We start from the raw sequence: 13,523 nt of genomic DNA, 5'->3' as shown, positions 1-13,523 counted from the left end.
ACAGTAATATAGCTTAAATGGAAAGCAATAAAAAATACTGGAAAGGCTTAGAGGAGTATAAAAACACTCCCGATTTTGTTGAAAACAACAAAAACGAATTTGCTGAGCCCCTTCCAATAGAAGATGTTTTAAATGAAGCAGGGTTAAGTACGGTAACCCCGCGCAGGGACTTTTTGAAAGCATTAGGTTTCGGCCTTGGAGCGGTAACGCTTGCTGCTTGTCAGGAAGCTCCGATTCATAAGTCAATTCCTTATGTCATCAGACCTGAAGAGGTAGTTCCGGGTATCCCGAACTACTATGTATCAAGTTTCAACGGACAGAGTGTGTTGGTGAAAACCAGAGAGGGACGTCCAATTAAGATTGACGCAAATCCTAATTCAGGAGTATTCAATACAGGTACAGATGCACAGGCGCAAGCTTCTGTTTTAGACCTTTATGATGTTTCTAAATTACATGGTCCTGTTTTAAAGGATGATGAGAAAGTAGCATGGGCTAAGATTGATGAGTTCGTTAAAGGCGAGTTAAACAAAGCACAGGCATCAGGAAAGAAAATCCGTTTGGTTTCTTCTACAGTAAGCAGTCCTTCTACTAAAGGAGTAATTGCAGACTTTACTGCTGCTTATCCTAATACTAAGCACGTACAATACGATGCAGTATCTTATACTGGTATTATCAAGGCAAATGAAAATAGCTTCGGTAAAGCAGTAGTTCCACAATACAGATTTGACAAGGCTGACCTGATCGTAAGTTTCGCGGCAGACTTCTTATCTACCTGGATCAGCGGTGAAGAATTTACTTCACAGTATGTTGCAAACAGAAATCACAAGTCTTTAAAGGCTGGTAAAATGTCACGTCACTTCCAGTTCGAAGCTGGTATGAGTGTAACTGGTACTAACGCTGATACGCGTGTACCGATTAAACTTTCAGAAGAGGGACCTGCATTAATTACCTTATATAATACCATTACCGGTAATAACTTAGCTGGTGCTGCTTTACCAAACAACGTAACTGCTGATAAAGCACTTAAGTTGGTGGCTAAAGAATTGTTGCAAAACAAAGGAAAAGCATTAGTAGTCTCAGGTTCAAATGATGTATCTACTCAGATTCTGGTAAATGCGATCAACGCTGCGATTGGTAGTTACGGTACAACGATCGACTTAGACAATTCTTGCAAACGTTACGCAGGTAATGATGCAGAATTTAATGAGTTCATCAATGAAATGAACAGGGGAGAAGTTGCTGCGGTATTCATCTTAAATGCAAACCCTGGTTATGATGTAGCAAATACTAAAGCTTTTGCTGATGCATTGGCTAAGGTTGCTTTAAAAGTTTCGTTCGCTGATCGTAAAGATGAGACGTCGAGCTTATGTGATGTAATTGCAGTTAACCATAACTACTTAGAGTCATGGGGTGATGCAAGTGCTTACGAAGGTACTTACTCTATCATTCAACCAACGATCAATCCAGTATTCAATACCCGTCAGGCAGAAGAGAGTTTATTGATCTGGTCTGATAATGCAGTTAAAGATTACTTCCAGTATGTGCGTAACAACTGGGATAAGAACATCCTTCCTGTATTCGGTAAAACCTGGAAAGAAGTATTACAAACTGGTGTATTCATTGCAGCAGCTAAACCAGCGGGAGCTTATAGCTTCAACCTGTCCTTAGCAGCAGTAATTCCTACCATTTTAAATAACAGCAAATCATTAGCAAAAGATATCGAGTTACAGGTTTACGAAAGTGCAGCAATGCGTGATGGTAGACATGGTAACAACGCTTTCTTATTAGAATTGCCTGATCCGGTTTCGAAAGTAACCTGGGACAATTATATTGCTATTGCGCCTAAGTTCGCTGAGAAATTAGGTTACAAAGAATTCGATATCGTATCTGTAAAAGCTGCAAACGGTTATACTATTGACTTACCTGTGTTGATTCAACCGGGACAAGCACAGGGAACTGCTTCTATCGCTTTAGGATTTGGTAGAACGATGACTGGTAAAGCTGGAAATAATGTAGGTAAAAATGCTTATCCTTTTGTAAGCTTCAGCAATGGTACTTCTAAATATTCCACTACTGTTCAATTAACAGCAACGGGTAACAGAGAAGAATTGGCGCAAACACAAACGCACCACTCTTTCGAAGGAAGAAACATCATTCGTGAAGCTACTTTCACAGAATACAAAAAGAATCCGGCTGCAGGTTCAGGTAATGACCATGCAAAACATAAGACTTACGATTTATGGCCAGCATATGAGAAATTAGGTAATAACTGGGTAATGGCAATCGATTTGAATGCTTGTACTGGTTGTGGTTCTTGTATTGTTGCCTGTAACGTAGAAAATAACATTCCTGTTGTAGGTAAAGATGAGGTTCGTAAGCGTAGAGATATGCACTGGATCCGTATTGACCGTTATTACAGCTTTAATGTGGAAGCAGATGCACATGCAAAAGGTCATGGCGATCATGGTACTGGTATCAATGCGGTAACTGAAGAGAAAGAAATTGCTCATTTAGATAACCTTGATAACGTATCTGTAGTTCACCAACCGATGCTTTGTCAGCACTGTGACCATGCTCCATGTGAGACGGTTTGTCCGGTATTGGCAACAGTTCACTCTTCAGATGGCTTGAACCACATGGCTTATAACCGTTGTGTAGGTACACGTTACTGTGCGAATAACTGTCCGTATAAAGTGCGTCGTTTCAACTGGTTTAACTACTGGAATGATTCTCGTTTCGACAACTACCTGAACAATGAATTTACACACCTGGTTCTTAACCCGGATGTAACTGCCCGTTCAAGAGGTGTTATGGAGAAATGTTCTATGTGTATCCAACGTATCCAGGCTGGTAAGTTAACTGCTAAGATGGAAAAACGTCCATTAAAAGACGGTGATATCAAAATGGCATGTCAGCAAGCGTGTTCGGCAAATGCGATCATCTTTGGCGATGCCAATGATCCTGAGTCGGAAGTATCTAAAGCATTACGTAGTGAGCGTATTTACTATGTATTGGAAGAGATCAACGTACAACCGGGTATAGGTTATATGACAAAAATTAGAAACACAGATACAACAGTACAAGCGTAAGCTGATATTAAAGAAAATAAATTATGTCAGGACATAAGGAATCAATATTAAGAGAGCCATTAATCACCGGCAATGATATCACGTATGCAAAGATTACGAATGATATCTTAATGCCAGTTGAGAACAAGCCTAACAGGGCATGGTGGATAGGATTTATACTCGCACTATGTGGTGCCACACTATGGTTGGTATCCGTTGGATATACCTTCTGGTTTGGTATCGGTGCATGGGGATTAAATAAAACAGTTGGATGGGCATGGGACATCACCGGATTCGTTTGGTGGGTAGGTATCGGTCACGCAGGAACACTGATCTCTGCGGTACTACTACTCTTCCGACAGAACTGGAGAAATTCCATTAACCGTTCTGCAGAGGCGATGACCATCTTCGCCGTTATCTGCGCCGCTACGTATGTAGTATCCCACATGGGTAGACCATGGTTGGCTTACTGGGTACTTCCATTACCGAATCAATTCGGGTCATTATGGGTAAACTTTAACTCTCCGCTGGTTTGGGATATGTTTGCCATCTCTACTTACTTCTCGGTATCACTATTGTTCTGGTATACAGGTTTACTACCTGATATCGCGACTATCCGTGACCGTGCTGTAGGAACGAGACGTAAAATCTATTCTATCCTTTCTTTCGGATGGTCTGGTAACGTAAAAACATGGCAACGTTTTGAGGCGGTATGTATCATCTTAGCGGGTATCTCTACGCCTCTGGTACTTTCGGTTCACACGATTGTATCTATGGACTTTGCTACCTCGGTAATTCCGGGATGGCATACCACGATCTTCCCTCCATACTTCGTAGCAGGGGCGATCTTCTCCGGATTTGCAATGGTGTTAACGTTATTACTAGTTGCACGTAAAGTATTAGGTCTTGAGAACTACATCACTATGTTCCACATTGAATCGATGAATAAAATTATCATTCTAACGGGATCTATCGTAGGTGTAGCTTATATCACCGAGTTTTTCATTGCCTGGTACTCAGGTTCAGAATACGAACAATACGCTTTCATTAACCGTTCAACCGGTCCATACTGGTGGGCATACTGGATGATGATGACGTGTAACGTAATCTCTCCTCAGTTGCTTTGGTTCAAAAAGATCCGTACTAATATCGCAGCGACCTGGATTTTATCTATTGTTGTAAACATTGGTATGTGGTTCGAACGTTTCGTAATTATCGTGACTTCATTACACCGTGATTATATCCCTTCAAGTTGGGCGATGTTCTATCCAACATGGGTAGATGTAGGTGTCTTTGTAGGCTCAATCGGAGTGTTCTTTACCTTGTTCCTTTTATTCTTAAGAGTATTACCTTCTATTGCAATTGCAGAGGTGAAACTGTTACTGAAGAGTGCAAGTGAGCAATCTAAAATGGAACAAATTAAAGAAGGTCATCTGGACAAAGAACACGTGAAAGAATACGTAGAGTCTTTAGAGAAATTTGATAGTGTTAAACAAGAAGAATACGCAAAAATATAACAATGAGTAATATCAAATATATTTTAGGCAGTTTTGGTGATCCTGACGAAATGATGCACGGCATCGACCAGTTACAGGCAAATAACATTAAAGTACATGATGTTTATACACCAATGCCTATTCACGGCATCGAAGCTAAATTAGGGATCAAAAGATCCAGGTTGGATATTCTTGCATTCTTTTGCGGGGTAACCGGAACCATTTCTGCATTCGCATTAATCTACTTAACCTCGGTGGTAGATTGGAAACATAATATTGGTGGTAAACCAGCTTTAGCACTTCCGGATTTTATTCCGATTATGTTTGAAGTAACGGTTTTATTCTGTGCATTCAGTTTAGTAGGTGCTTATTATGCTTCAACGCATTTATTCCCTGGAAGAGCACCTAGAGTAATGGACTTAAGAGCTACGGATGATAGATTTATCATCGCTGTAGATGCTAAAGAAAATACCGATCATGATAAAATTGATGGTTTATTAAAAGATGCAGGTGCTTTAGAAATTAAGCACAATGAAAGGAAGTATATCAGCTATGAATAAGAATAAAGTAGTTTTAGCCTCATTTTGTATTCTTGCCAGCGCTGTTGTCTTTTCAGCATGTAAAGATCACCAGAAACCAGGTTTAGAATATGCAAGGAACATGTATGATCCGATTGCCTATAATCCAGATCAGCCAAACAAAAACTTTAAGAACGGATCAACGGCACAAACACCGCCAGCCAATACTACCCCGGTAGGGTTTAACAAGTATGACGATTTTCCTAATACTAAAGAAGGATATGAAGCTGCTGGTGTTAACCTGGTAAATCCTCTTCCTGAAACAGAACAAAATCTGATTGCAGGAAAGCATTTGTTCACGGTATTCTGCTCACCATGTCATGGTGAAAAAGGAGACGGACAAGGTCACCTGGTTAAAATCGATAAAATTAGTGGTATTCCTTCTTACCATGGTGATGCAGCTTCATCACGTGGTGGTTTGATGAAAGACCTTTCCGCAGGAAAAATTTATCATACTATTGAGTATGGTTTAAATAACATGGGTTCACATGCCTCTCAACTATCTCCTGATGAAAGATGGAAAGTAGTGATGTATGTTCAACAATTACAAAAAATACAATAGAAAAGCACAAATAAATGGGAACTCACAATTATAATTTAACTGAGCAGTTTGAGTTTACAGGTAAAGCAAAAACCTTAAGTCTGATCGCTATTGCCCTTGGGGTACTAGCTATAGGATATGGCTTTTCGGCTAAAGCGCTTCATGAGCGTACTTTTGCAAACTTGTTACTGATGGCTTACTACTTCGCATGTGTTTGCATGTCAGGTGCATTCTTTCTTGCTGTTCAATTTGTAGCACAGGCTGGTTGGTCTGCTTCTATATTACGTGTACCACAGGCGATGGCTAAAACCTTGCCGATTGCGGTTGTTATTTTAATCGCAGTAATGGCAGCTGGTTTGTACACACACAACTTATATCATCACTGGAATGCTCCGGGTTTAACTGATCCAGACAGTCCTGATTATGATAAACTAATCGCTGGTAAGTCGGCTTTCCTTAATGTGCCTTTCTTTATGGCACGTCAGGTAATCTTCTTAGGTGTTTATTCCTTCTTCGCAGTTTGGTTCGCTAAGCTATCCGTGAATGAAGATTTAAAAGGCGGTTTAGATTCTTACAGAAAAAGTTTTAAATACTCTTGTATATTCTTAGTAATCTACGGTTTCACTACACCAATCTTTGCTTTTGATACCATCATGTCTCTTGAGGCACATTGGTTCTCTACGATGTTTGGTTGGTATAACTTCGCAGCAATGTGGGTGAGTAGTTTAGCGACTATGGCCATCATCATTATCCTGTTGAAAAAAGCAGGTTACATGAACTGGGTTAACAATAGTCACTTACACAACTTAGGTCAGTTTATCTTCGGATTCTCTATTTTCTGGACTTATGTATGGTTCGCTCAATTTATGTTGATCTACTATGCAAACATTCCGGAAGAGACTGTTTACTTCTACAAAAGATTTGATCATTACCAATTCTGGTTCTACCTTAACCTGGTATTAAACTTCTTAGCCCCTGTATTATTATTAATGGACAGAGACAATAAGAGACAAGAAAATATCATGTTAACCGTTTGTATCATCGTATTGTGTGGTCACTGGGTAGATTATTACCAAATGATTATGCCGGGAACTGTTGAAGAACACCATGGTTTCGGTATTATTGAGGTAGGAACTGCTGTAGGGTTTGTCGGATTGTTTACCTTTACCGTTTTAAGTGCGCTGAGTAAGCAACCTTTAATCGCAAAGAACCATCCGTTCTTACAGGAAAGTTTGAATCACCACTTGTAATAGGTGATCTGAATAGAGTATATAAATTAATAGTATTATAGAAGTACAGCGTTACTACTTTTAAGGAAATGAGTTTAAGAAAATTTATAAGTAACAAAACAATAGCGGCACTAGCAGTGATTCTTACTGTTTTTGCAAGCACAAGCGCATTTGCACAAGCTGCCGGCGCTGCCGCTGAGACCGTAGCCAAACCTATTGATATGGGTCCGGTTTATAAAACGGTTATATTTTATACCATGGCATTTCTGCTGGTTTGCTTATTTGTAGCAATCATTGGAAAAGCATTAAAGGTATATGAATTGACCCGTGAGGCTCAGGATCAACCGAAAGGTATCAACTGGAATACGGTAAACGGAGTTCTGTTTGCCTTGTTTCTGATCGTAGGTCTTTACGGTGTTTATTGGGAATATACGGTTCATGGTAAAATGATCCTTCCTGAAGCAGCTTCAGAGCACGGTAAGAAAATTGATCAGATGTTTAACATCACGTTGATCATTACGACTATCGTATTTATTGCTACGCACATCATCCTATTTGTTTTTGCTTATATCTATAGAAGCACAGGAAAAAGGAAAGCATATTATTACCCACATAACAACGCTTTAGAGCGTATCTGGACAATCGTTCCTGCATTGGTATTAACCGTGTTGGTTTTGATGGGTTTCTTAACCTGGAGATCGATTTTCTACAAAATTGAAGATCCAAATAACAAACCGTTAAACATTGAGATTACTTCTTCTCAGTTTGCATGGGCGATTCGTTACCCAGGAGCGGATGCTGTTGTTGGAATTAAGAACTACAAGTTGATTAACTCTATTAATGCATTGGGTATTGATTTTAAAGACAAACATACTTTAGATGATCAGTCTGCTGATGAGATGGTGATTCCTGTAAACAAACCAGTTCGTTTAATTTTGACTAGTAAGGATGTATTGCACAGTTTCTACATGCCTCACTTCAGAATTCAATTGAATACAGTACCAGGTATGACTTCTTACTTCGAGTTTACACCAACCATCACTACTGAAGAGATGAAAGTGAAAACTAACGATCCTAAATTTGCTTACTTATTCTTATGTGCTAAAATTTGTGGTGAAGGTCACTACAAAATGCAGAAAGAAGTTAGAGTGGTTTCGCAAGCTGAGTATGAGGCATGGGTTAAAAAACAGCCAACTTATTTAACAGACGATTTGAGAAAAGAGTTTAACCTGCCAGTAGCAGCAGCACCAGCTGCAGTTGCACCAGCAGACAGCGTAGCAAAAGACACTTCTGCAGTTAAAACAAATCAATTAGCTTTAAAAAAATAATAATACTGGAATAGCACATTATGTCAACTATATCATTACACGATACACATAACCACGATAGCCATGATGATCATGGGCATCACAAAGAGACCTTCTTAACGAAGTATGTCTTTAGTCAGGATCACAAAATGATCGCTAAGCAATTCCTGATCACAGGTATTATTATGGCGGTTATTGCGATGGGTTTATCTATCCTGTTTCGTTTGCAACTGGCATGGCCAGAGAAAAGCTTCCCTATCCTGGAAACATTCCTTGGATCATGGGCTGAAGGCGGACGAATTAAACCGGATTTCTATCTGGCATTGGTAACGATACATGGTACCATCATGGTATTCTTTGTATTGACAGCCGGCCTGAGTGGTACATTTAGTAATTTATTGATTCCTCTTCAGATAGGGGCAAGGGATATGGCATCGCCATTCCTGAACATGTTATCTTACTGGTTCTTCTTCGCAGCTTGTGTGATCATGATGAGTTCATTCTTTATCCAAACTGGTCCGGCAAGTGCGGGATGGACAATTTATCCTCCACTATCAGCTTTACCAACAGCGATCAAAGGTTCTGCTTTAGGTATGACTTTATGGTTGATCAGTATGATCATGTTTGTTGCTTCTTCTCTTATGGGTGGTATCAACTATGTGAGTACTGTATTAAACATGCGTACTAAAGGTATGGATCTTTGGAAAATGCCATTGACGATCTGGGCTTTCTTCTTAACCGCAATCTTAGGTGTACTTTCTTTCCCTGTATTAGTTGCAGGTGTGGTATTGTTAATCTTTGACCGTAGTTTTGGTACAAGTTTCTACCTTTCTGATATTGTTATGGGTACTCAGGTATTACCTAATGAAGGTGGTTCCCCAATCCTTTGGCAACACTTATTCTGGTTCTTAGGTCACCCTGAGGTTTACATCGTAATCATGCCAGCTTTAGGTATCTCATCAGAGGTTATTTCAGTAAACTCTAGAAAACCAATTTTCGGTTACCATGCGATGATTTATTCATTGATCGGTATCACGGTATTATCATTCATCGTTTGGGGTCACCACATGTTTGTGACGGGTATGAACCCGTTATTAGGTGGGGTATTTATGATCACTACGTTGATTATTGCGGTTCCTTCAGCAGTAAAAACTTTCAACTACCTGGCTACTTTATGGAGAGGTAATATCAGATTCACTCCGGCAATGTTATTTGCTATTGGTTTGGTATCTTTCTTCATCTCTGGTGGTTTAACCGGTATTTTCTTAGGTAATGCTTCTTTGGACATTAACTTACATGATACGTATTTCGTTGTTGCCCACTTCCACTTAGTAATGGGTTCTGCTGCGATCTTCGGTATGCTTGCAGGTGTGTATCACTGGTATCCTAAAATGTTCGGTAGAATGATGAGCAGCAAATTAGGTTACCTTCACTTCTGGTTAACTTTTATCTCTGCTTACTTAGTATTCTTCCCACTTCACTTCTTAGGTTTAGATGGTGTACCTCGTCGTTACTATGCATTTACTGAGTTTGAGTTCATGCAAAAATGGTTAACAGTGAACGTATTCGTTACCTGGGCAGCTATTATTGGTGCATTGGCACAAGTAGCTTTCTTATGGAACTTCTTCTACTCGATCTTTAAAGGTAAAAAAGCACCTCAAAACCCTTGGGAAGCTAATACTTTAGAGTGGACTACACCAGTAGAGCATATCCATGGTAACTGGCCGGGAGAGATTCCAACAGTATACCGTTGGCCATATGATTATAGCAAGCCAGGTTCTGATGTGGATTTCATTCCTCAGACGGTTCCTTTCTCTCAGACAATGTCTTCTAACATGCCTCACGATTTTGAAGGTAATACAGAAGCTGAGCGTATCCAAAGAGAATGGGAAGCTAAAAACCCTGTAGTAACAGAAAAATAGATCATACATCGTATTCAAAATACACAATGGGGTATCTGCAGTAGGTAAATACTTACAACAGATGCCCCATTTTTTTTAATCTAACACCAACCATGGTTTCCAAAGCTGAAAAGAGATTTATCAGGCTTAACCTTCTCACCATTATAGTCACCTTACTGTTAATTCTGGCAGGAGGAATTGTACGAAGTACAGGTTCTGGCATGGGTTGTCCGGATTGGCCAAAATGCTTTGATCAGTATATTCCACCGACTCATATATCACAGTTACCTGCCAATTATAAAGACAAGTATGTTGCTGAACGTGTCGCGAAAAATGAACGTTTTGCGAAAACATTAGAAAAGATGGGAAAGGCACATCTTGCGGATAGTATCCGTCATGATGCCTCTATTTTACAACCGGAAACTTTTAATGTGGCTAAGACATGGACGGAATATTTAAACCGTTTAATGGGTGCATTCACTGGTTTCTTCCTGGTAGGCTTATTGGTTTATTCCTTTTCTTATCGTAAAACCGCCACAAGAATTCTCGTATTGAGCATTCTGAATGTGATCATCGTAGGATTTCAAGCCTGGTTAGGTTCAATTGTAGTTTCTACTAATTTAATGCCCTGGATTGTTACGGTACATATGCTACTGGCACTGGTCATCCTGGCTATTTTAGTTTACACTTACAATTACGCCAGACAGCTACATGAACAACAGGTAGTGATCATGTCTAATATTGGATGGTTAAAGATCCTGACTTTAGCTTCGGTTGCCTTAAGTACCATCCAGGTAGTATTAGGTACAGAGGTTAGGGAAGCGATTGATGCGATTTCAAAAAGCATGATGTATAATGACCGTGGCAGTTGGGTTAGTAAAGTAGGGGATGTGTTCTCTTATCACAGAGATGTGGCCATTCTGGTTTTGATACTTAATGTTGTGATTTATAAAATTGTAAAAGATAAGTTTAATGGTAAAGCCACTGCGCTGTTAGTTGGTAATGGAATTGCCATAGTTTTAATCATCCAGATTGTTACGGGCTTATTATTGTCTAACTTTGCGCTGCCGCCATACGCGCAGGCATTACACATTCTGTTTTCTACGGCATTGTTCACCTTACAGTATTACCTGTATTTACTGGTGTATAGAACAGATACTTACCATCAATAATAATTTTATATAAATTGAAACAGTTTTTAGCAGATTTTTCTAAGCTCATTAAATTCAGACTAACTTTTCTGGTTGTATTTTCCGCATCAGTTACCTTTTTAATTGGCTCTAAAGTGCCGGTCGACGGCATGAGTCCGGATATTAACTGGACAAATTGGTTGATCCTGATCGTGGGTGGTTTTCTGGTTACCTCCGCAGCCAATTGCTTTAATGAAGTAATTGAAGTGGATTTGGATAAACTAATGACCCGTACTAAAGATCGTCCGATGCCTGCTGGCCATATGACTACAGGACAAGGATTGGTTTCTGGTTTGGTGATGGGTTTAATAGGTACCTGGTTATTGGGTAAACTAAATATTGAAACCGGATTACTTTCCGTTTTTTCTATCTTCTTATATGCTTTCGCTTATACTCCTTTGAAAAGAAAGAGTCCAATTGCGGTTTTTGTAGGTGCTATTCCAGGTGCTTTACCTCCGCTAATCGGATATGTAGCTGCACATGGTAAAATAGATCAGATCGCAGTTATCTTATTTTTAATCCAGTTTGTATGGCAGTTTCCACATTTCTGGGCCATTGCCTGGGTATTGGATGAGGACTATAAAAAGGCAGGTTTTAGGCTGTTACCTACTACTAAGCCGGACAAGACCAGTGCTTTTATTACCTTTTTAAGTACACTGATTCTGATTCCGGTAAGCTTAATGCCTACGTTTTATGGTTTTGGTGGTTATTATATTGCAGGAGTATCTATCCTCGCCGGGCTGGTTTTTGCCGCGCTGGCGTTCAAAATGTGGATGAATGTGGATGTGGTAAGTGCGAGAAGGGTGATGTTTTGCTCTTTCTTCTATCTGCCCATCGTTCAGTTGGTTTTATTGTTTGATTTTATAGCTTAATAATTTAAATATGGTACATACGTTAAAAGAGCAGGATGTAAAATATGAGGAGGTGGTCAACTCAAAACCTAAGAAGTTTATTCTTTGGTTATTTGTAGTGTCATCAACGATCATGTTTGGGGGCTTTACGAGTTTTTACATCGTATTTGCAGCATCAAAAGGTAAAGGTCATGGATTAGTACTTCCAGATGCCTTTATGTACAGCACATTGATTCTAATCGGTAGCAGCATCTGTCTGTTTCTTGCCGCCAAGGCATTAAAGGCCGGAAATATCGGTTCTGAGAAAATTCTTCTTTGGGGAACGATGGCATTGGCGTTGGTTTTTGCGTATCTTCAGGTAGATGCATGGAGCACTTTATACCAGACAGGCGCAACATTAGTGAATAATAATGCAGCGATATCGTTAATTTATATCGTTTCTGGATTTCACTTATTGCACATTTTTGGTGGACTTTGTTTCATATTGAATTGTATATTCGGTGCTTACGGTGGGATATCACTACCAAGAGCGAAATACAGAATGGAAATCGCCTCTATATTTTGGCATTTTATAGATATATTATGGATATATCTGTATGTTTTTTTACTTTTGAACAGTTAGATTTGTTAACAAACTATTACAATTTATAAAATGAATTCATTATCACAATTAGATCAGGTAAAAACTACTCCTTGGAGCGGAGGTCGCTCGCCGTGGTCGGTAGAGTACGGTAAATTAATGATGTGGTTTTTCTTGCTATCTGATGCATTCACATTCTCGTCATTATTGATTTATTATGGAGCGCAACGTTTCACTAAGTTAACCTGGCCAGATCCGGATTTGGTTTTCCAATCCATTCCTGGTATTGTAGATACAGGCGCACCATTGGTGTTCGTAGGTATTATGACTTTTATTCTGATCATGAGTTCAGTAACCATGGTATTGGCTGTGGAAGCTGGTCACAGACGTGCTAAGAAAGAAGTAATCTGGTGGATGGTAGCTACTATCATCGGTGGTTTCATGTTCTTAGGCTGTCAGGCTTTAGAGTGGACACACTTATTCCATGAAGGATTTGGATGGGGAAAAATTCCTCCGATGGAAACACTTCACCACTTGTTTAACGGAGAGGTTTCAACCGTATCTGCTTTACAGTTTTCAAATCTATTCTTCACAATTACAGGATTCCACGGTTTCCACGTATTTACCGGAGTACTTATCAATATCATTATCCTGATTATGACCATTAATGGTACGTTCGAAAAACGCGGACATTACCTGATGGTGGAGAAAGTTGGTTTATACTGGCACTTCGTTGATTTAGTTTGGGTATTTGTATTTACATTCTTCTATTTAGTTTAATC

Annotated in this window: 11 protein-coding genes; all 11 read left to right on the top strand. The window is 39.5% G+C overall.

All coding sequences use genetic code 11. From position 1 onward, the window contains the following. The first annotated feature begins 17 nt into the window (after positions 1-17). The 11 genes from R2Q66_RS02520 to R2Q66_RS02470 all read left to right on the top strand — a co-directional run bounded on the left by R2Q66_RS02520 (position 18) and on the right by R2Q66_RS02470 (position 13,521). Positions 18-3,089 carry a TAT-variant-translocated molybdopterin oxidoreductase gene (locus R2Q66_RS02520; RefSeq protein WP_316746418.1) on the top strand — a complete coding sequence of 1,024 codons (3,072 nt, stop codon included), beginning with the start codon at positions 18-20 and terminating at the stop codon, positions 3,087-3,089. A gap of 23 nt (positions 3,090-3,112) precedes the next feature. Further along, on the top strand, positions 3,113-4,585 hold the full coding sequence (gene nrfD, locus R2Q66_RS02515; RefSeq protein ID WP_316746417.1) for an NrfD/PsrC family molybdoenzyme membrane anchor subunit: 1,473 nt from the start codon (positions 3,113-3,115) through the stop codon (positions 4,583-4,585). A gap of 2 nt (positions 4,586-4,587) precedes the next feature. Then, the gene (locus tag R2Q66_RS02510; RefSeq protein WP_316746416.1) at positions 4,588-5,124 is read left to right on the top strand and encodes a DUF3341 domain-containing protein; all 537 of its coding nucleotides are present in this window, start codon (positions 4,588-4,590) and stop codon (positions 5,122-5,124) included. Then, positions 5,117-5,704 carry a cytochrome c gene (locus R2Q66_RS02505; protein ID WP_316746415.1) on the top strand — a complete coding sequence of 196 codons (588 nt, stop codon included), beginning with the start codon at positions 5,117-5,119 and terminating at the stop codon, positions 5,702-5,704. Before R2Q66_RS02510 ends, R2Q66_RS02505 begins: the two co-directional genes overlap by 8 nt. Positions 5,705-5,718: 14 nt before the next feature. Beyond that, positions 5,719-6,933 (top strand): quinol:cytochrome C oxidoreductase, encoded by a 1,215-nt coding sequence (locus tag R2Q66_RS02500; protein ID WP_316746414.1) that lies wholly within the window; start codon positions 5,719-5,721, stop codon positions 6,931-6,933. A gap of 68 nt (positions 6,934-7,001) precedes the next feature. Continuing rightward, positions 7,002-8,240: a cytochrome c oxidase subunit II gene (locus R2Q66_RS02495; RefSeq protein WP_316746413.1), complete on the top strand. Its 1,239-nt coding sequence runs from the start codon at positions 7,002-7,004 to the stop codon at positions 8,238-8,240. Between the two features lie 20 nt (positions 8,241-8,260). Then, positions 8,261-10,141, top strand: a complete 1,881-nt coding sequence (locus R2Q66_RS02490; protein ID WP_316746412.1) for a cbb3-type cytochrome c oxidase subunit I — start codon at positions 8,261-8,263, stop codon at positions 10,139-10,141. 92 nt (positions 10,142-10,233) lie between these two features. Then, positions 10,234-11,292 carry a COX15/CtaA family protein gene (locus R2Q66_RS02485; protein WP_316746411.1) on the top strand — a complete coding sequence of 353 codons (1,059 nt, stop codon included), beginning with the start codon at positions 10,234-10,236 and terminating at the stop codon, positions 11,290-11,292. A 14-nt stretch (positions 11,293-11,306) separates the two neighbouring features. Then, entirely contained in the window at positions 11,307-12,182 is an 876-nt protein-coding gene (cyoE, locus tag R2Q66_RS02480) for a heme o synthase (protein ID WP_316746410.1), read from the top strand. A gap of 10 nt (positions 12,183-12,192) precedes the next feature. Then, positions 12,193-12,783, top strand: coding sequence for a heme-copper oxidase subunit III (locus R2Q66_RS02475; protein ID WP_062550594.1), 591 nt, complete (start codon positions 12,193-12,195; stop codon positions 12,781-12,783). 30 nt (positions 12,784-12,813) lie between these two features. Next, positions 12,814-13,521: a cytochrome c oxidase subunit 3 gene (locus tag R2Q66_RS02470; protein ID WP_316746409.1), complete on the top strand. Its 708-nt coding sequence runs from the start codon at positions 12,814-12,816 to the stop codon at positions 13,519-13,521. Positions 13,522-13,523: the final 2 nt, after the last annotated feature.

This window comes from Pedobacter gandavensis, assembly GCF_032677645.1.
Taxonomy (GTDB): Bacteria; Bacteroidota; Bacteroidia; order Sphingobacteriales; family Sphingobacteriaceae; genus Pedobacter; species Pedobacter gandavensis_A.
This window is presented reverse-complemented; position numbering and strand designations above follow the sequence as displayed.

Excerpts from the sequence above, each read along its gene's own strand:
- R2Q66_RS02520 (WP_316746418.1), top strand. The coding sequence starts at position 18 with ATGGAAAGCAATAAAAAATACTGGAAAGGCTTAGAGGAGTATAAAAAC.
- nrfD (WP_316746417.1), top strand. The coding sequence starts at position 3,113 with ATGTCAGGACATAAGGAATCAATATTAAGAGAGCCATTAATCACCGGC.
- R2Q66_RS02510 (WP_316746416.1), top strand. The coding sequence starts at position 4,588 with ATGAGTAATATCAAATATATTTTAGGCAGTTTTGGTGATCCTGACGAA.
- R2Q66_RS02505 (WP_316746415.1), top strand. The coding sequence starts at position 5,117 with ATGAATAAGAATAAAGTAGTTTTAGCCTCATTTTGTATTCTTGCCAGC.
- R2Q66_RS02500 (WP_316746414.1), top strand. The coding sequence starts at position 5,719 with ATGGGAACTCACAATTATAATTTAACTGAGCAGTTTGAGTTTACAGGT.
- R2Q66_RS02495 (WP_316746413.1), top strand. The coding sequence starts at position 7,002 with ATGAGTTTAAGAAAATTTATAAGTAACAAAACAATAGCGGCACTAGCA.
- R2Q66_RS02490 (WP_316746412.1), top strand. The coding sequence starts at position 8,261 with ATGTCAACTATATCATTACACGATACACATAACCACGATAGCCATGAT.
- R2Q66_RS02485 (WP_316746411.1), top strand. The coding sequence starts at position 10,234 with ATGGTTTCCAAAGCTGAAAAGAGATTTATCAGGCTTAACCTTCTCACC.
- R2Q66_RS02475 (WP_062550594.1), top strand. The coding sequence starts at position 12,193 with ATGGTACATACGTTAAAAGAGCAGGATGTAAAATATGAGGAGGTGGTC.
- R2Q66_RS02470 (WP_316746409.1), top strand. The coding sequence starts at position 12,814 with ATGAATTCATTATCACAATTAGATCAGGTAAAAACTACTCCTTGGAGC.